This window comes from Desulfobacula sp. (genome assembly GCF_030611305.1).
In the GTDB taxonomy this organism is placed as follows: domain Bacteria; phylum Desulfobacterota; class Desulfobacteria; order Desulfobacterales; family Desulfobacteraceae; genus Desulfobacula.
This window is the reverse complement of record NZ_JAUWQB010000008.1, coordinates 19,534-37,715: the sequence shown is the minus strand read 5'-3', so window position 1 is coordinate 37,715 and position 18,182 is coordinate 19,534. Positions and strand designations below refer to the sequence as shown.

The 18,182-nt window shown below is 42.2% G+C and carries 21 protein-coding genes; 10 read left to right on the top strand and 11 right to left on the bottom strand.

Features of this window, described 5'->3' with window-relative positions; genetic code table 11:
• Window positions 1-71 precede the first annotated feature (71 nt).
• Both QAI40_RS02690 and QAI40_RS02685 read left to right on the top strand, forming a co-directional pair.
• A complete protein-coding gene (locus tag QAI40_RS02690) occupies window positions 72-518 on the top strand; it encodes a hypothetical protein (protein ID WP_299976964.1) in 447 nt (148 codons plus the stop codon).
• Window positions 406-2,052 (top strand): lytic transglycosylase domain-containing protein, encoded by a 1,647-nt coding sequence (locus QAI40_RS02685; protein ID WP_331520614.1) that lies wholly within the window; start codon window positions 406-408, stop codon window positions 2,050-2,052. Before QAI40_RS02690 ends, QAI40_RS02685 begins: the two co-directional genes overlap by 113 nt.
• Before the next feature lie 11 nt (window positions 2,053-2,063).
• On the opposite strand, the gene QAI40_RS02680 is transcribed toward QAI40_RS02685, so the two are convergent.
• The 4 genes from QAI40_RS02680 to pspF all read right to left on the bottom strand — a co-directional run bounded on the left by QAI40_RS02680 (window position 2,064) and on the right by pspF (window position 4,979).
• Complete coding sequence (locus QAI40_RS02680) at window positions 2,064-2,747, bottom strand: methylenetetrahydrofolate reductase C-terminal domain-containing protein (protein ID WP_299976961.1); 684 nt, start codon at window positions 2,745-2,747, stop codon at window positions 2,064-2,066.
• 10 nt (window positions 2,748-2,757) lie between these two features.
• The gene (locus QAI40_RS02675) at window positions 2,758-3,147 is read right to left on the bottom strand and encodes an indolepyruvate ferredoxin oxidoreductase subunit alpha (protein ID WP_299976958.1); all 390 of its coding nucleotides are present in this window, start codon (window positions 3,145-3,147) and stop codon (window positions 2,758-2,760) included.
• A 34-nt stretch (window positions 3,148-3,181) separates the two neighbouring features.
• Window positions 3,182-3,661, bottom strand: a complete 480-nt coding sequence (locus QAI40_RS02670; protein WP_299976955.1) for a 4Fe-4S dicluster domain-containing protein — start codon at window positions 3,659-3,661, stop codon at window positions 3,182-3,184.
• Window positions 3,662-3,914: 253 nt separating this feature from the next.
• On the bottom strand, window positions 3,915-4,979 hold the full coding sequence (pspF, locus tag QAI40_RS02665; protein WP_304511446.1) for a phage shock protein operon transcriptional activator: 1,065 nt from the start codon (window positions 4,977-4,979) through the stop codon (window positions 3,915-3,917).
• A 220-nt stretch (window positions 4,980-5,199) separates the two neighbouring features.
• On the opposite strand from pspF, the gene QAI40_RS02660 reads away from it, so the two are divergent.
• Genes QAI40_RS02660 through pspC form a run of 3 tightly spaced genes read left to right on the top strand, consistent with a single transcriptional unit; the run spans window position 5,200 to window position 6,608 of the window.
• Window positions 5,200-5,883 (top strand): PspA/IM30 family protein, encoded by a 684-nt coding sequence (locus tag QAI40_RS02660; RefSeq protein WP_299976952.1) that lies wholly within the window; start codon window positions 5,200-5,202, stop codon window positions 5,881-5,883.
• Between the two features lie 36 nt (window positions 5,884-5,919).
• Window positions 5,920-6,171 carry a phage-shock protein gene (locus QAI40_RS02655; protein WP_299976949.1) on the top strand — a complete coding sequence of 84 codons (252 nt, stop codon included), beginning with the start codon at window positions 5,920-5,922 and terminating at the stop codon, window positions 6,169-6,171.
• Window positions 6,168-6,608 (top strand): envelope stress response membrane protein PspC, encoded by a 441-nt coding sequence (gene pspC / locus QAI40_RS02650; protein WP_299976947.1) that lies wholly within the window; start codon window positions 6,168-6,170, stop codon window positions 6,606-6,608. The genes QAI40_RS02655 and pspC overlap by 4 nt, the downstream gene beginning before the upstream one ends.
• A 72-nt stretch (window positions 6,609-6,680) precedes the next feature.
• Here the strand turns inward: pspC and QAI40_RS02645 are convergent, their stop codons facing one another.
• Genes QAI40_RS02645 through QAI40_RS02635 form a run of 3 tightly spaced genes read right to left on the bottom strand, consistent with a single transcriptional unit; the run spans window position 6,681 to window position 8,317 of the window.
• Window positions 6,681-7,298, bottom strand: coding sequence for a LysE family translocator (locus QAI40_RS02645; RefSeq protein WP_304511445.1), 618 nt, complete (start codon window positions 7,296-7,298; stop codon window positions 6,681-6,683).
• A gap of 19 nt (window positions 7,299-7,317) precedes the next feature.
• Window positions 7,318-7,626: an AzlD domain-containing protein gene (locus tag QAI40_RS02640; protein ID WP_299976941.1), complete on the bottom strand. Its 309-nt coding sequence runs from the start codon at window positions 7,624-7,626 to the stop codon at window positions 7,318-7,320.
• A complete protein-coding gene (locus QAI40_RS02635) occupies window positions 7,619-8,317 on the bottom strand; it encodes an AzlC family ABC transporter permease (RefSeq protein ID WP_299976938.1) in 699 nt (232 codons plus the stop codon). Before QAI40_RS02635 ends, QAI40_RS02640 begins: the two co-directional genes overlap by 8 nt.
• A gap of 330 nt (window positions 8,318-8,647) precedes the next feature.
• On the opposite strand from QAI40_RS02635, the gene QAI40_RS02630 reads away from it, so the two are divergent.
• The 5 genes from QAI40_RS02630 (at window position 8,648) to QAI40_RS02610 (ending at window position 14,179) form a co-directional block, all read left to right on the top strand.
• The gene (locus tag QAI40_RS02630; protein WP_299976934.1) at window positions 8,648-10,252 is read left to right on the top strand and encodes an ABC transporter substrate-binding protein; all 1,605 of its coding nucleotides are present in this window, start codon (window positions 8,648-8,650) and stop codon (window positions 10,250-10,252) included.
• Between the two features lie 66 nt (window positions 10,253-10,318).
• Complete coding sequence (locus tag QAI40_RS02625; protein ID WP_299976931.1) at window positions 10,319-11,323, top strand: ABC transporter permease; 1,005 nt, start codon at window positions 10,319-10,321, stop codon at window positions 11,321-11,323.
• Window positions 11,324-11,339: 16 nt separating this feature from the next.
• Window positions 11,340-12,233 (top strand): ABC transporter permease, encoded by an 894-nt coding sequence (locus QAI40_RS02620; protein WP_299976928.1) that lies wholly within the window; start codon window positions 11,340-11,342, stop codon window positions 12,231-12,233.
• A gap of 1 nt (window position 12,234) precedes the next feature.
• Complete coding sequence (locus QAI40_RS02615; protein ID WP_299976925.1) at window positions 12,235-13,212, top strand: ABC transporter ATP-binding protein; 978 nt, start codon at window positions 12,235-12,237, stop codon at window positions 13,210-13,212.
• Window positions 13,205-14,179 carry an ABC transporter ATP-binding protein gene (locus QAI40_RS02610; RefSeq protein ID WP_299976922.1) on the top strand — a complete coding sequence of 325 codons (975 nt, stop codon included), beginning with the start codon at window positions 13,205-13,207 and terminating at the stop codon, window positions 14,177-14,179. Before QAI40_RS02615 ends, QAI40_RS02610 begins: the two co-directional genes overlap by 8 nt.
• Window positions 14,180-14,196: 17 nt before the next feature.
• On the opposite strand, the gene QAI40_RS02605 is transcribed toward QAI40_RS02610, so the two are convergent.
• From QAI40_RS02605 to QAI40_RS02590, 4 genes are read right to left on the bottom strand one after another with little or no spacing between them, the layout of a single operon-like run.
• The gene (locus QAI40_RS02605) at window positions 14,197-15,219 is read right to left on the bottom strand and encodes an ABC transporter ATP-binding protein (protein ID WP_299976919.1); all 1,023 of its coding nucleotides are present in this window, start codon (window positions 15,217-15,219) and stop codon (window positions 14,197-14,199) included.
• 24 nt (window positions 15,220-15,243) lie between these two features.
• Entirely contained in the window at window positions 15,244-16,206 is a 963-nt protein-coding gene (locus tag QAI40_RS02600) for an ABC transporter ATP-binding protein (RefSeq protein WP_299976916.1), read from the bottom strand.
• Window positions 16,207-16,218: 12 nt separating this feature from the next.
• A complete protein-coding gene (locus QAI40_RS02595; protein ID WP_299976913.1) occupies window positions 16,219-17,139 on the bottom strand; it encodes an ABC transporter permease in 921 nt (306 codons plus the stop codon).
• Window positions 17,136-18,119, bottom strand: a complete 984-nt coding sequence (locus tag QAI40_RS02590; RefSeq protein ID WP_299976910.1) for an ABC transporter permease — start codon at window positions 18,117-18,119, stop codon at window positions 17,136-17,138. The genes QAI40_RS02595 and QAI40_RS02590 overlap by 4 nt, the downstream gene beginning before the upstream one ends.
• Between the last annotated feature and the right edge of the window lie 63 nt (window positions 18,120-18,182).

Genomic DNA, 18,182 nt, shown 5'->3' with positions numbered 1-18,182 from the left:
AACCATTTATTATGTGGTAGCTTTTAATCGCAAATTCAAATGATCCAAAACCATCTGAACAGGGAGATTTTATGGCTGCCTCTTGCTGGCGTGTATTGAACCGGAATAATCGACCCTTAAAAACAATCATTGCCATTATTTTCCTGTGCATCTGGTTTTTTTTAACAACACCACTCCCGCTGTTGTCTGCCACCACCCGGGATAACAATGTTTCGGCCTCTGATTTCCCCACCTATCCATCCATTAAACCCAATGTTGAATTCTGGATAGATATATTTACAAAATTTTCAAAATCCCGGGGCGTTATCCATGACACCCGGAACCTTGGAATTATTTATGACGTTGTCAGTCTTGATGCATCCAATACAATAAGAGCCGTCAGGAAAAATAAAAAAATACAAAAATATTCTCTTAAATCTTTCACAGGGGAAAAAGCCTTTATCGCAAGAAGAGAAACGGGTTGCAGCACTTTTCGGTCCCCATACAAACCCGTCAGATTTCAAAAATGCAGCATTTAACATAAGATGCCAAACCGGAATAAAAGAACAATTTAAGGCCGGCCTGATCCGTTCAGGTACAGTCATTGATGAGTTTAAGCGTATTTTCAGATCTTATGGTCTCCCTGTTGATCTTATTTATCTGCCCTGTGTTGAGTCTTCTTATAATTTCAGTGCCTATTCCAAATTCGGTGCTGCCGGTATCTGGCAGTTTACACATTCCACAGGCAGGCAATACATGAAGATCGGTTATGTGGTGGATGAAAGACGGGACCCTTATATTTCCACAGATGCGGCGGCCCGTCTGTTGAAAAAAAATTACGCAGAACTTAAAGAATGGCCATTGGCAATCACAGCTTACAACCACGGCAGGGCAGGCATGATGAGAGCCAAAAAATCAAAAGGTTCCTATGAAAAAATCTTCAAATCCTATAGCAGCCGTTCATTTAAATTTGCATCAAGAAACTTTTATCCTGAATTTATGGCAGCCAGAATCGTTGCTAAAAATCCTAAAAAATATTTTGGCAACATCGTTTTAAAAAAGCCCGTCACATTTCAAGTGCTCAAAACAAAAGGGTATCTGCCGGTAAAAGAACTGTCCAATACATTGAACATCAGTATCCGGGATATCCAAACCCTGAACCCGTCCTTACGAAAACCGGTTTTTAACGCGCAGAAATATATACCCAAAGGTTTCAGCCTCAAGCTTCCAAAAACCTTGACCATACCGAATATCAATAAAAGGCTGGCAGCATTGTATCAGGACAGGCAAAAACCCAGCCGGTTCCACAGGGTTCAAAAAGGAGATACAGCAGGGTCCATTGCCAGGCTCCATTCTGTCAAGCTACAGGATCTTACTTTTGCAAATGGCCTGAATCAAAGGGCAACCATTTATATAGGACAAAATTTAAGGATTCCCGTTAAAAATGAGATCATTATAGCCAGAAATGAACCTAAGACTGCCATATCTCAAAAGAATATTCGAAAAAAAATAATGGCCAAAAAGGGGGCAGTCGAAAAAAAAATTCCCAAATCTATTTCTGAACCTCTTGCACAAGAGGTAAAAGATAGAGATTACATAAACCCGAACATTGTGACAAGCAACCTTAAGGTTTTTCAAACCTATTCAAAAGGTAATCTTATAATCGGGATGATTAAAGTTGAAACAGAAGAAACTTTGGGGCATTATGCAGACTGGCTCCAGATTCCGACCCAGGCAATCCGGGCCTTGAACGGGTTTAAATATGGGACTCCCATTTCCATTGATCAAAAGGTTAAAATCCCCATGAAGAAAAAGACAATCCTGGAATTTGAAGAACAGCGGTATGAATTTCACAAAGAAATCGAGGAAGATTTTTTTGAATCTTTTTTGATTCAAGGAACTGATATTTATGTAGTAAAAAATGGAGATAATATCTGGAATCTCTGTTTGAATGAGCTTGAAATCCCTTTCTGGCTCTTAAGAAAATATAACCCTGAAATGAATTTTAATTCCCTTCAGCCCATGCAGAAAATTAAATATCCTATTGTGGCCAAACTTAAGATCCCCATTTGAATCAAATATTTTTAAAACGGCGTTTCGCCTGGATGAATCAGCTGTCTTGGACCTCCGGCACCTCCGGGAGTCCAGTTTTTCGCTTCACTTATCTTTTCATAATTATCAAGCTTGCCAAGCTCTTTGAGCCGTTCTACAATCAGGTGCCAGGCACACTCGACATCCCGGCCCAAAGAAATACTGATCTCGCATTTCCCCTTTGATGATCCACCGCATGGACCATTAAGAAGATGTTTGGCACACCTGGCAATTGGGCATATGCCGCCGGTTAACCCCAGGAGGCAATCACCGCATCCTGCGCATTTTTCGTTGAAGATGCCAGGCGCATCCTGTGCCCCGAGAAAGGTTGTATTTAAGCCAGGTAAAACAGGAATGCCTTTAAATATATCTGCCATGGTTTGAACGCCTGCACCACATGCAAGGGACAGGATGGCATCCACGCCTTCGGGAAGATCAAAAAATGGTTTGATCCAGTCTTTTTCGCATTGCCTTTCCAGCATGCTGTTTTCAAAAATATGAAGGGTTTTACTGTCTTTAAAAGCATGGGCGAGTGCTTCAGTCATTGATCTTGCAGCCCTGTCACCACCGGTCAGGCTAACGGCCACACAGGTTTGACACCCTACTACCAGAACATTCGAAAAGTCTTTTATTGATTCTACAATCTCTTCTATTGGTTTATGTTCGCCGACTATCATACATTATCTCCTATTGGGAAGCTCTTTTGGAGGCAAGTTTTTTCCATACATTTACAGGTTCTGAACCTTTATGATCCGGGCACAGCGGCTCAACGCTCCTTTGGGTATCATTTGAAACCGTCTCACCAAAGCTTGGCGTATAAATGGGTTCTCCACATACCTTGCAATGAACCAGATCCAATGTTTTTACCAGATCAAATCTTCCGGTCAGCAAAACTTTAAATTCAATGGCATCCTGAGGGCAGATTCTCCAGCAGTGACCGCACCGGGCGCAAAGAGACATATTATGCATTATCTTCCGGCTGTCTTCCTGATCAAAATAATTCAATGCGCCTGCCGGACAATTCTGCACACAGGCCAGGCAGCCATTACAGTTCTCATTTACTTTAAAAAAGGGCATGTCATTATCTCCTAGGATTCCTTCTTAAATCTCTTTAAGGCTTTGCCAACCGGGCCAACTTACCAGCCCCACGGACCATATTGGGCCTTGTAAGCATTTCAATATCCAGGTATTCAATGGCCATTGGTTCACAAACTTTCACACATTCAGGGCTACCTTCGCACAGATCGCATTTATAGGATTTGGCCTTTTGTTTATCCAGTTTCATTGCTCCAAAAGGGCAGGCAGATACACACATTCCACATCCCACACATTTTTGACGGTCAATCAAAACTCGGTCCAGTTCAGCATCCCGATAAATAGCCTCTTTGGGACAGGTTGCCATGCAAGGCGGATTTTCGCACTGTTTGCAGGCGATGGGGAAAAAGAATTCTTCATCTTCATTGTCTTTCAGGATTCGAATACAGGACAGGCCGGGGCTGGTTAAACTTGTACGGGTTTTAATGCATGCTATTTCGCAGTCCCCACAATTATTGCATTTCTCCGGATGGATTATGAGCGTTTTAACATCCATTGCTAAAAATCTCCATTCTTATCATCTTCACCTTTTCAAAAACTATTGAATCAATTTGCATTCAACATACAATCGTTCATCATCATGAACATAGTGGCAACCATGATACAGGATGCAATGAAGCCGGTCAACTTGTTTTTAAAGGTTGTTTAATTATATCTGAATCATGCTTATCGATGATTTCCCATAATTTAAAAAATAGCTCTCAGTAGATCCAGCCCGTTCATTATGATGAACCAAATCCTTTTTCCCATCAAATCCTGCCGGCATACTTTTTCTTAATCCCCCGAAATTGATCATAGGAAAGCCCAAGCCTTTTGGCCGCTTTTTTCTGATTAAATTGACACTCCTTTAAAGCTCTTGATAACAGATACCACTCCACCTCACCAATAGCCTCCTTGAACGGTTTTTTCAAAATCTCACTCATGATATCAATGGACTCACCGTCTTTTGATTCATCTGGAATCAGCGAACTCGCATGGACTTCAGCCGTCCTGTTTTCAAGAATATTTCCATAGGGATTATTAAACGGATTAAAGGAAACCTCTTTAATTTTACCGGACGAAGATTTATATACCGCACGTTCAATGACATTTTTTAATTCCCTGATATTTCCAGGCCAGAGATACGCCTCAAGCGACTTTAATGCCTGAGAAGAAATCCTGGGTATTTCATCCCAGCCAAGCTCAAACGCTATCCTTCCTGCAAAATGATTTGCCAGAACCAGGATATCCCCTTTTCTCTCTCTTAACGGCGGCACATAAATCACTTCGAACGAAAGCCGGTCAAGAAGATCCTGCTTAAACTCACCGGATTGTGCCATCAAAGAAAGATCTACATTTGTTGCCGCCACAATCCGCACATCAACATGAATGGAGTCGGAGGAGCCAACCCGTTCAAAATTTCCATATTCCACTACCCTTAAAATTTTTTCCTGAACCTCCGTGGGGATTGTTCCAACTTCATCCAGAAAAAGTGTACCCCCTGATGCTTTCTCAAATCGGCCTGCATGACGTGAACCGGCACCAGTGAACGCTCCTTTTTCATACCCGAACAACTCAGACCCTATCAGGGTCGGTGTCAATGCTGAACAATTCAATGTCACCAAAGGCTTTTGCCACCGTTTTGATAAAAAATGAATCCTTGACGCTGCAAGCTCTTTACCCGTGCCGCGTTCCCCGAGAATAAGAACCGGGCGCTCAATAGGCGCCACCTTTGATATCTGCTCCTGGAACTCAAAAAAAGCCTCTGACTGACCCTGCGCTTCTGGCATTGAAAAATGTTTGCTACTCTCTTGACCCTGACCGGATAAAACCATCCCCCTCCCTCCTGAAACAATCGGTAAGTATGGTAAAATAATTCTGTTATTAGTCTATATTACCAATTATTAGTAATAATTACCACAGCAATACATAATAGTCAATAGCCATAACCCACTAAAATCAAAGCGTATTTAAAATAAAAACCTTGCCTGGCACGCAAAATGCTATTTGTATCTATAAATTTAGAAAAAATAATAAAGACAAGGAGAAAACAAAATGGGAATTTTTACACGCTTTAAAGACATTGTCGCATCAAACATGAGTGCCATGCTGGATAAAGCAGAAGATCCGGAAAAATTAATCAAGCTGATGATCAGGGAAATGGAAGACACATTAATTGAAATCAAGTCTTCCTGTGCAAATGCCATTGCAAATCAAAAAAAAGTTCAAAGATTTCTGGACAACATTCAGGAAAAAGAAAATTTCTGGGCTCAGAAGGCTGAACTTGCGGTAAAAAAAGGGAAGGACGTACTGGCCAGACAGGCACTCCAGGAAAAAAGACGGCATACACAGAGAGTTGAAGCAGTTGAGATAGAATTAACAGAACTGCATGTAATTATTGAGCAATACCGTGACGACATCCAGGAACTTGAGAGCAAACTCAAGTCTGCCAGAGAAAAACAGCGTATGCTGGTTCAAAGGCATATCCGGGCCAGCCACAAAAAAAGAGCCGGGGAAGAAATCCGGCGTGCGGACAGTGTCGAGGTGATGCAGAAATTTGAAGAACTTGAAAATCACATCGAAAGAATGGAGGCCGAGGCAGACCTTGTCAACTATGGCAGGCATGCAACACTTGAAGAGGAGTTCGATGCCCTGGAGGCAGATGATGAAATTGAGGCGGAACTTGATAAATTAAAGTCCTCCCAATCTTCAAAAAATGATGATACAACTAATGCATAAATCTTCAAACACTAACCAAACCGGAGTAATAGCATTATGACTGGCGCACTTATCATAGGACTCTGCATTGGCGGTACAATACTCTTAATCGCCACCCTTGGATTGCTTATTATCGGCATCATCAGGGCCTCCAAAACAGGGGGGCTGTCCAAAAAAGAAAAACAGGTCCATACAGAAGAGACTAAAATGATTCAGGATATTTATCATGGACTGTCAAGAATGGAAGAACGGGTTGAAGCGCTTGAAACCATACTGATTGAAGGCCAAAAAAAGGATTTTCACAAATGAGACGACACTATGGACATCGACGAAACCATAAGTTTAAACAATACAAAAGGCATTATAATGGGCTTAGAGACAGGCTTAACGCCCTGACCTCAAGCCAAGGGATCTACCGATCCCGAAAAGGTATCTTCATGGGAGTCTGCCGGGGACTTGCCGACTATTTCAACTTCAGTGTTTTCTGGCTGAGGATAATTACCCTGGTCTTATTTCTTTTTACCGGTTTCTGGCCGGTCGGAGTCATGTATATCGTTGCAGGCCTGCTACTGAAGATGGAACCTGTTTCTCCTCTGCACGATGAAAAAGATCAGGAATTTTATGATACTTATACTCATTCAAGGCAATCGGCCATCCAAAGAATCAAAAGAAAATTTGAAAACGTTGAACGCCGCATTCAAAGAATGGAACATACCGTCACTTCAAAGGAATTTAACTGGGAATAAATCTTAACCCTTCTTTACTGATAGCCGCAATGGCTGCACCAATTATTATTGCCGCCCTTGTGGCTTTTGCGGTTATAAAATCCCTAAAAGACTAAGCCCATCCTTAAAAAGAAAAGCAGCAAGGGCGCACAAGGCAAATCCTAGAAATTTCATGGTATAGATATAGACACGGCCCTTTAAAAACATTTTGGATTTTCCTACCAGAACAGCCAGCAAAACTTTTGATCCGACCAGCAAAAAATAAAAGCTTATCACAAACGCCGCACCTGCAAAGATATGCAGATCCTTTGCCCTGGTCATTGTCGGCGCCCCCACACTCAGCCAGAAAAGATAGGGATAAGGGCTTAATATATTGACCAGTATTCCTTTTGCCAAAGATCTTGACCTTGTCTTTTGAATATCCACCTCTACGCCTTTGGCTTTTATACCCTGAATCCCCATCACCAGCACCAATAGACCGCCGACCAGGGAAATCACTCCCAATATGTCATGAAAGCCCGACAACCTTGACAGGATAAATACCGTCAACACAATAATGGGCAAATCTGTAACCAGGGGAGCCAGGGCGACTTTAATTCCCGCCCTGATATCATGCGTAATGGTTTCTGAAATCACAAGTGTCAACAAAGGCCCCGGTGCCAGACCGGCAGACAATCCCAAAACTATTCCAATGGTAAAATAATGTATCATTTCATCTATAAAAGCACCTTTACGCTGCACTAAGCAAGACAAGATATGTTACTGCCACTGAACCTAACACGGGTATGATGATACCCCCTTTCCACAACCCAAAGATTATTGTGAAGGCCATACCTGTAATTGCCGCCATGGGCATGTCCGGCGTTGCAGAAAATACCCCGGGGATAATCAAGGCACCGATTGCTGCCGCGGGTATACATTTTAAAAAGACATCCACCCTTTTTGGAATTTCCCTGTTGCTCATCAAAAGGAATGGTATCAATCTTGGCCCATATGTGACTGCCGCCATACCCAGTATTAGAGGAATAAGATCATTCACAGTTTTCCTCCTGAACTTCCGTGGCAATAAAAAATGAGCCTGCCAAGGCTATGATAAGAATACACACAATAATGGTCCAGCCATTTGGAAGGATGTCGAATTTAATTAGAATGGTATTTAAAAGCCCTGACGAAATGGTAAGAACCAACGCCTTGATTGATGTTTTAATTTCAGGCAGCACGATAGCCAAAAGCAGGGCATAGAGCGCAACCCCCATACTTTGGCTCAAAATTTCCGGAAGGAAACCACCCAGAATATAGCCTGTCACTGTTCCGCTGACCCAGGCTGAATAGGCGGACAATTGCAGGATAAAAACAAAGGTCTTTGAAAGCTGACCTTTTTTAAATGATAAGACGGAAAAAACTTCATCGGTCACACCAAATGCAATCATAAATATATATCTTTTGGCGATCTTGCCAATTCTTGTGGACAAATAGGCACTCATCAAAAAATGCCTGAAATTGACCAGCAATGTGGTTAAAATTATACCGCCCGGACCCATCCCTGTCATTAACAAATTTAATGCAATAAACTGGCTGGCACCGGCAAACACAACAGCTGAAAACAAAAAACACTCCAAAAGACTGATACCGCAGCCTTTTGACAATATCCCGAAAGCAATGGCTGCCGGCACATAGCCGATAAAAATCGGAATTCCGGCTTTAAATGCATCCTGTACTTGCCTTGTCATGTTTTATATCATCCTCAAACATTAGACCTTTAATTTTAAAAATTATCTTTGTCCCATATAATGGCTATTGCAGTAACTATTAAAATTCCGTCAAGATATCAACTATGATTTTTCAGGTTAACCTCCGGCTGTTTTCATGAGATATTAAGAAACCCCTTTGATTTGCCGAATGAAAGGATGTCGATCTTTAAAAAATTAGATTCCATCGAAAACTTCCGGAACAAGTCAAATTACTTTGACTTCAATAGTAAACATTGTTATTAGACAAAAATGATTCGTTGAAGTGATCATTGTTGTTCTTTATTTAACATAATTTTCAAAGGGGGAGAAATGAAAAAAATAGGGATTTTTTTAACATTATTTATGTTTTTATTTTCCGGTTCGGTTCTTGCTGCGCCAAAAGCAGGCGGAACCTTTGTTTTTGGCCGTGGCGGCGATAGTGTAGGGCTTGATCCTGCCTATGAAACCGACGGCAATTCGTTTATGGTCTGTGACAATATCTTTGAAGCCCTGGTTGCATACAAGGACGAGTCAACCGCCCTGGAACCCGGCCTGGCTGAATCATGGGATATTGCCGCAGATGGGCTGACTTATAAATTCAATTTGAGAAAAGGTGTCAAATTTCATGATGGCACACCTTTTAATGCAAATGCAGTTGTTTTCTCCATCGGCAGGATGATGAAGGAGAAAAATGTCAAATTCGTTGGAAAAGGTTTTGATATTCCTAAACAGGATAGAACGCCTGAGTATTGGGCATCCATGGAAATGGACGGCACCATCGGTTCCATTGAAGCAATTGACGAATACACAGTCGTATTCAAGCTGAAAAGAGTAGAGGCACCTTTCCTTGCCAACATGGGAATGGATTTCGCCGATATTATCAGCCCCACAGCCTTTCTTTCCAATCCAAAAGAATTCTTAAGAAAGCCTGTTGGTACAGGGCCTTTTAAATTTTCCTCCTGGGTAAAAGATGACAAAATTGTCCTGGAAAAATTTGCCGACTACTGGGATAAAACCGGTGGCCCTTATTTTGACAAGGTCATTTTCAGGGCTATCCCTGAAAACTCCGTAAGATTCCTTGAACTTAAAACCGGTTCCATCAATGTCTGCCAGTTCCCGAATCCGGCAGATATTCCACTTGCCAAAAAAGATAAAAATCTCCAGCTTATTGCTCAGCCTGGCATGAACGTAGGTTACCTGTCTTTCAACCATACAAAGGAACCATGGAAGAGTAATCTGCATTTAAGAAAAGCCGTTGCCCACGCCCTTAACAGGAAAGCCATTGTTGATAATATCTATCAGGGTATGGGCCAGGTTGCAAAGAACCCGATTCCACCAACCATGTGGGGATATAATGAAAGCATCCCGGGATATGCCTTTGATGTTGAGCTTGCCAAACAGGAACTTGAAAAAGCCGGTTTTAAAGATGGAAAAGGTCTGGGCGAAATTACCCTCTGGTCAATGCCTGTTCCCCGTCCCTACAACCCTGAAGGTCTTAAGGTTGGTGTAGCCATGATTTCAAACCTTGCAAAGATCGGTATCCAGGCAAGGATTGTCAGCTATGACTGGGGTACATACCTTAAAAAACAACGTGAGCAGCCCGATGACATGGATCTGTTCCAGCTTGGATGGACGGGTGACAATGGTGATCCGGATAATTTCCTTGCTGTTCTTTTTGATGGCCTTGCCTCTCCTTCCATCAGGACCCAGTGGCATAACGCTGAATACCATGATTTAATGATCAAGGGTAAAATCACAATTGATCAGGCAGAACGTACTAAAATCTATGAAAGAGCCCTCCAGGTGATTTTTGATGACGTGGGAACCATTCCCATTGCCCATTCAACAGTTATCTGGCCTACCACCAAAAATGTCGTGAATTTCAAACTCCATCCAACGGGAAGTGTGAGATTGAAAAACGTGTCATTTAAATAAACACCTAAAAAAAGAAAAAGAGCTTGCAAGAGCTCTTTTTCTTTTCAAAAACTATATCATAACATTATGTTAGCTTATATTATCAGACGTATTTTTATTCTTGTTCCAACACTTTTAGGCGTGTCATTGATCGTCTTTTTTATGCTTCGTTTAACCCCGGGAGATCCAGCCGAACTTATGCTGGGGGAGAGGGCAACAGAAGAATCCCTGCATCAAATCAGGGAACACTTAGGCTTGAATGAACCGCTTCATGTCCAGTACGGCATGTTCATGAAACGGCTGATGAAAGGAGATCTTGGCGAAACCATATTTACAAGGCAAAAGGTCTGGACTGAAATCAAACATAGATTTCCTGCAACCCTTGAATTGTCTGTGTGCGCCTTGTTTATTTCCATTGTTGTGGGGATCATATTGGGGATTATTTCAGCCACAAAGCAGTATTCGATATTTGACTACCTGAGCATGCTCGGCGCCTTGACAGGGGTCAGTATGCCGATATTCTGGCTGGGCCTGGTGCTCATGTTGATATTTTCCGTCAATCTCGGGTGGCTTCCCATTTCCGGCCGTTTGAGTGTTTTGATCGACCTTGAAGTCGTGACAAATTTCTATGTGCTTGATTCCATAATCACTAAAAACTGGGTGGCACTCAAGGATTCCATCTGGCATTTGATCATGCCGGCTGTTACCTTAAGTACGATTCCCACGGCGATTATTGCCAGAATGACCCGGTCCAGCATGCTTGAGGTCTTAAAACAGGACTACATTAAAACGGCAATGGCCAAAGGGCTTTCCAAATTCAAGGTTGTTTACAAACATGCATTGAGGAATGCATTGATTCCCGTTGTCACGACCATAGGCCTTCAGTTCGGCGTACTTTTGTGCGGTGCTATCCTCACGGAAACTATTTTTGCCTGGCCCGGAGTGGGTAAATGGATGTATGATGCAGTCATGCAGAGGGACTATATGGTTATTCAGGGCGGCACATTGATTATTGCCACTATCTTTATCATAATTAACCTGTTTGTCGATCTTCTCTATGCCGTAATAAATCCTAAAATCAGTATCAAATAACCCAAAAGTAAAGTTTATGAGCAAGAAAAATACAAACAAACAAAACCTGGACCGGCATCCCATGCTGGAACAGCTCAGTCAGTTGTGGCGGAATAAAACAGCAGTTGCAGGACTGATTATTATTGTCATTTTCATCCTGGTTGCTATATTTGCCCCCTATATCAGTCCCCATGATCCGATCGAGACCGCCCTATACGACCAACTCAAGCCCCCTGTCTGGTACGAAGGCGGCACTACCAAGAATCTGCTCGGTACGGATGACCTGGGGCGGGACATACTTTCCAGATTGATATACGGAGCCAGAATCTCACTGTTGGTATCTGTCATCAGCGTGAGTCTTGCATTCTTTTTCGGCACCCTGATCGGTGCTATTTCAGGATACAAGAAAGGATGGATAGATAACATTGTCATGCGTATCATGGATATTATTCTTTCTTTTCCCTATATTCTTCTGGCCATCGTGATTGTTGCCTATCTTGGACCAAATCTGAAAAATGCCATGATTGCCATCGGAATAACCTATATTCCCAGATTTGCAAGAATTGTCCGGGGAAGTGTTCTTGAAGAATGTGAGAAAGACTATGTGACAGCTGCCAGGGCCATCGGGGCAAATGAATTCAGAATTATTTTTATTGCCATTCTTCCCAATTGCCTGGGCCCCCTCATTGTCCAGACAACATTAAATTTTGCCAGTGCCATTCTTGATGCGGCCGCCTTAAGCTTTCTTGGTCTGGGTGCCCAGCCACCAACACCTGAATGGGGTGCAATGATTGCCCAGAGCAGATCATTGATTTTAAGGGCTTCATGGGTTATGACCCTGCCGGGACTTGCTATTTTATTTGCTGTTTTAGGATTCAACCTGCTGGGTGATGGATTAAGGGATGCTCTTGATCCGCGAATGAGGGATTAAAATGGATAACGACAATCTACTTGATATAATAGAACTTAGAACACATTTTTTTGTCAGGGACTGGATTGCCAAGGCTGTTGATAATGTCAGCATCACCATCGCACCTGGCCAGACCTTAGGGCTAGTGGGAGAATCCGGATGCGGAAAAAGTGTGACTGCCCATTCCATCATGAGGCTGATCCCACAGCCTCCCGGAAAAATTGTGGGCGGAAAAATCCTATTTGACGGAAAGGATCTGGTAAAAGCCACCGAGAAGCAGATGAGAAAAGTCAGGGGCAACAAGATCAGTATGATCTTTCAGGAACCCATGACTTCTTTGAACCCGGTTTTCACTGTGGGAGACCAGGTTTCGGAAGTCATTGAACTTCATAAGAATCTATCCAAAAAAGAATTGAAAAACCGGGTGATTGAAATGTTCAAACTGGTTGGAATTCCGGACCAGCAGACAAGGATTGACGAATATCCCCATCAAATGAGCGGGGGTATGCGCCAGAGAGTCATGATTGCCATGGCACTGGCATGCAACCCCAGACTGATGATTGCCGATGAACCCACCACAGCTTTGGATGTAACCATTCAAGCCCAGATCCTTGATCTGATGAACCGCTTGAAATCTGAAACAGGGGCCGCAATTTTATTTATCACCCATGACCTTGGGGTGATTGCGGAAATGGCCCAGATGGTGGCCGTCATGTATGCAGGGAAAATCGTTGAATACGCCGACGTAAAAACCTTATTTGACAATCCCAGGCATCCCTATACCATAGGCTTAATGGAGTCCATACCTGTTCTGGGCAAAAATATGGACATGGACAGGCTGCAGACCATAAAAGGTTCGGTCCCGTCATTATTCGATCTTCCTGAAGGATGCTATTTTTCAAATCGTTGTCCGGATGTGTTCAAGGACTGCATGACCACAAGTCCTCAGATCTGTAATATAAGTAAAAATCATATAGTGCGGTGTTTAAAATATGCTTAATCATTCCAAAACATTACTCAGAGTAGAAAATCTGGTTAAGTATTATCCCATCAGGGGCGGTGTCTTCATGAAGGAAGTTGCCTCGGTAAAAGCAGTAGACAAGGTCAGCCTGACCATTCAACAAGGCGAGACCCTGGGACTTGTGGGAGAATCCGGGTGTGGCAAGTCAACACTTGGAAAAACGATTTTAAGACTGGAAGAACCTACATCAGGCAAAGTATTTTTTCAGGATCAGGGAATCCATGATCTGGAACCTGAGGCCATGCGCCTACTGAGAAAAAAAATGCAGATCATTTTTCAGGATCCTTTTTCCTCCCTTAACCCACGAAAATCAATTTCACAGATCATTGGCGAACCCCTCTTGGTCCATGGGATGAAAAGCAGGTCACAAAGGGAAAATTCCGTGGCTGAAATACTGGAAACTGTAGGACTTGGAAGGGAACACATGCGAAGGTATCCCCACCAGTTTTCCGGTGGACAGCGGCAGAGAATAGGTATTGCCAGAGCCATTGCCCTGAAACCTGAATTCATTGTATGTGATGAAGCCGTCTCAGCCCTTGATGTCTCCATCCAGGCCCAGGTGATCAATTTGTTAAAAGACCTTCAGGAACAATTTAATCTGACATATCTGTTCATTTCCCATGATCTGCCTGTTGTGGAATATATCTCTGACAGAGTCGCTGTCATGTATCTTGGTAAAATAGTTGAATTTGCCAAATCTGAGGAATTGTATAAAAATCCTTTACACCCTTACACCAATGCCCTTTTGGCGGCTTCACCCATTCCAGATCCCAATTTTCAGAGAAAAATACAGCCATTGATAGGGGATGTGCCAAGCCCCATCAACCCGCCACCGGGATGCAGGTTTCATACCCGGTGCCCCAAACGCCAGGATATCTGTTCCCAGGAGGAACCTGAATTTATCGAATATGACAAGGGCCACTTTGCAGCCTGCTTTTTTATTTAATAAAACAATCCCTGTTATCAGGATATTACTCTATTTTCTTCCACTGCATGGCAGGCGACACAGGTGCCGTTATCCTGTGTTAATAATGCAGGAATCTCATTGACACATCTTTCATCTGCATACACGCACCGTGCATGAAACACACATCCTGTTGGCAATTTCACCGGCGTTGGCACCTCCCCTTTAAGTTTAATCTGTTTGGCCCGTTTCTCACCGACCACAGGGATGGCGCTTAAAAGGGCTTTCGTATATGGATGACGTGGAAAGGCAAACAAGTCTTCAGATTTTGCCAGTTCACATAATGTTCCAAGATACATCACAGCAACCCGTGTACTGATATGACGGACAACCGACAAATCATGGGTGATAAACAGATAGGTTAAATCCCTTTCTCTGCCGGCTTTCATCATAAGGTTAAGAATCTGCGCCTGGATGGAAACATCTAAAGCGGACACGGGTTCATCTGCCACAATAAATTCCGGATCAAGGATTAATCCCCTGGCAATACTGATTCGCTGGCGCTGACCGCCGGAAAATTCATGGGGATAGCGTTTTATCCAGGCCTGGTCAACACCCACCTGCCCCATGACCTGGTCAATTTTATCATTGATCTCATTGTTGGACATTTCAGGATGATGAAATCTCAATGGCTCTTCCAAGGTCTGCTGCACGGTTTTCCTTGGATTTAAAGATGCATAGGGGTCTTGAAAAATCATCTGCATTTTTTTTCTAAAGGGCAGCATCTGCTGATGGCTAAGGTTATCAATTCTTTGGCCGCCATAATATACTTCACCTGAGTTCGGCGGATAAAGACCCAAAACGACTCTTGCCAGAGTTGATTTTCCACACCCGCTTTCCCCTACCACACTTAAGGTTTCACCTTTTTTAATAAAGAGCGAGACGTCATTTACAGCTTTAACGGTGATCTTTTCCAAACCAAATCTGCCATTCTTAAACCTGACCTGATCCAAAAAACCGCCTGAAATGTCAAAGTGCTTCACCACGTTTTTTATTGAAAGTATTGTATTATCTTCATTCATTGTTTTCTATCGTTCATTCCCTGTTTATTTCATATGGCAGGCTGCCAAAACACCATTACCGACATCCTTTAGTTCAGGTGTCTTAATCGTACACATTGCTTCCTTTAAATAACATCTCGGATTAAAAGCGCATCCCGGTGGTATATTTGTCAGCGTCGGCATCATCCCGGGAATCTGAACAAGGTCGCAACCCGGCTTTATAACAGTCCCCGGTATGGATTTTATCAACCCTTCGGTATAGGGATGAACCGGGTATTTCACCACTTGATCCGTTGATCCATATTCAATAATTTTACCGGCATACATCACCGCAATTTTTTCAGTGACCTGGGATACAACCCCTAGATCATGGGTGATGAGTATCAACGCCATGTTATCTGATTCGCACAATTCCTGTAACAAATCCATGATTTCAGCTTGAATTGTCACATCCAAAGCAGTGGTGGGTTCATCAGCAATAATAATGGCAGGATCTGTCAGCAAAGAAATAGCGATAATAATTCTCTGGCGCATCCCGCCTGATAACTCATGGGGATATTGCGATAGCCTTTGCTCAGGGGATGGAATATGGACTTTTTTTAATTTTTCCAATGCAATATCCTGCGCATCTGCTTTTGAAATTTTCCGATGGGCCTGTAGGGTTTCAATCATCTGGAATCCAATGGTAAAAACGGGATTTAATGTCATCATGGGATCCTGAAAAATCATACTGATTCTATTCCCGCGAATTTTGCGCATCTGCTCATCAGAATATGAACTTATTTCTTTTCCTTCAAAGCGTATATTGCCCTTGGAAATATATCCTGGTTTACTGATCAAATTAATAATTGAAAAACCAGTGACTGATTTACCGGCGCCACTCTCTCCGACAAGACCAAGTCTTTCCCCCCTGTCCAGAGAAAAACTTACGCCGTCAATAGCAGTAATATTACCTGTTCTTAGTGCAAAATTAACTTCGAGATCTCGAATATCCAATAAGTGAGACATTAGTAAAGAATCCTATCCTTTATAAAGTTTCGGGTTGAGCACATCTCTTAACCAGTCACCCAGCAGGTTAATCGCAAGGACAAATAGAATAAGTAAAATTCCCGGAAAAATAGTAATCCACCATGATCCTGAAAAAATATAATCAAATCCAGACCTGATAAGAGAACCAAGAGAAGGCATTGTAACGGGCATGCCTAAACCCAGGAAAGACAGGGCAGCTTCGCTCATAACTGCATTTGCAATCTGTATTGTTGAAATAACCATCAGGGATGTAAGAGAGTTTGGCAAGACATGTCTAACCATTATTACAGGATTTGATAACCCGATGACTTTTGCAGCTTCAACATATTCTTTGTTTTTTTCTCTCATTACAGAAGCGCGAATGGTTCTTGCATACATTGGCCATTCAGCAAAACCAATGATCAATATTAAGAGGGGGACAGCCAACTGTTCATATCTGCCTATTCCAAAAATAATTTGGAAAATAGCGCCAACTAATATTGCAAGCATAAGATAAGGAAATGAAAATTGGATGTCAGCTATCCTCATAAGTATTGCATCGGTTTTTCCTCCAAAATATCCTGCTGACAATCCCATAAAAATACCGATGAATGCCTGAAGGGACACAGCGCCTATGCCTATCATTATAGACGTCCTAAGGCCATATAACATCGTGGAAAGCATATCTCTTCCCATGTTATCCGTCCCGAGTGGAAAACTTTTTTCTCCTCCTTCATTCCAGCTTGGTGGAATTTCAGAGTTCATAATATCTATATTGTTGGCATCATATGGATCCATGGGAGCAATCCATGGTGCTGTTATTGCAAGGATTATAAATATGATAATTGCAATAAAGCTTGCCATGGCAACCCTATCGTGTCGGAAGCTATATAGAAAATATGACTCTTTAAATTTTTGTAGTGAACTTTTCATTTTGTTCCTGATATTCTGACTGTGGGATTAATAAATCCATAAAATATATCAACCACAGTATTTACTAAAACAAATACACTTGCCACAATAACAAGATATGCAATTAAAAGGGAAATATCAGCTCGCTGTATTGCTTCTAAAAACATAAAGCCCATGCCCTGCCATTGAAAAACAGTTTCGGTAAGAATTGTAAAAGCAAACATAATACCAATTTGCAAACCAAAAACCGTAACAACCGGAAGCAAGGTGTTTTTGAACGCATGAACAAGCCAGATACGTGTGGGAGCAAGTCCTTTTGCCCAGGCATACTTAATATATTCTGTTTCAAGGACCTCCATCATTTCAGATCTGATGAGGCGAATATATAAAGGCAGCATTATTGATGCAAGGGATATACAAGGAAGAACAAGGTGTTGTAACCCATCTATGGTTAATAAACCCGAATTCCAGTAACCATTATTAAAAATATCGACAGTTTCACCTCTGCCATAGGATGGTAGCCAGCCCAGGGTCACAGAAAAGAGATAAATCAACATAATAGCGGTTAAAAAGACAGGTATTGAAACGCCTAATGTAGAAAAACCCATGATAAATCTGGAAAACAAATGTTTAGGTTTTAAGGCTGAGAACACGCCTAATGGCAAAGAAATCAAAATTATTATTAACGCTGCACCTAAAACAAGTTCAATAGTTGCAGGAGCATGTTTTAGAATAACTTCAAGGCATGGTTTTCGATATATTAAAGATGTTCCAAAGTCACCATAAAGAACATTTTTTACAAATCTTGTATACTGTGCGAAAAAAGGATCGTTTAGGCCCAGTTTATCGGCTATCTCAGCCCTTTCTGCCGGTGTAACCCTTTCACCGACAAGATCTCTGACAGGATCACCGATATTGCTTTTTATTGAAAAACCTATCAAACTGATGACCAGCATAACCATGATGGTCTGGAGAGCTCGTCTTATAATGAATGCAAACATAAATTTTTCTTATATTGTGTTGATTTTGATAATCAGGGGTCAGTTTACAGACCCCTGATTCGC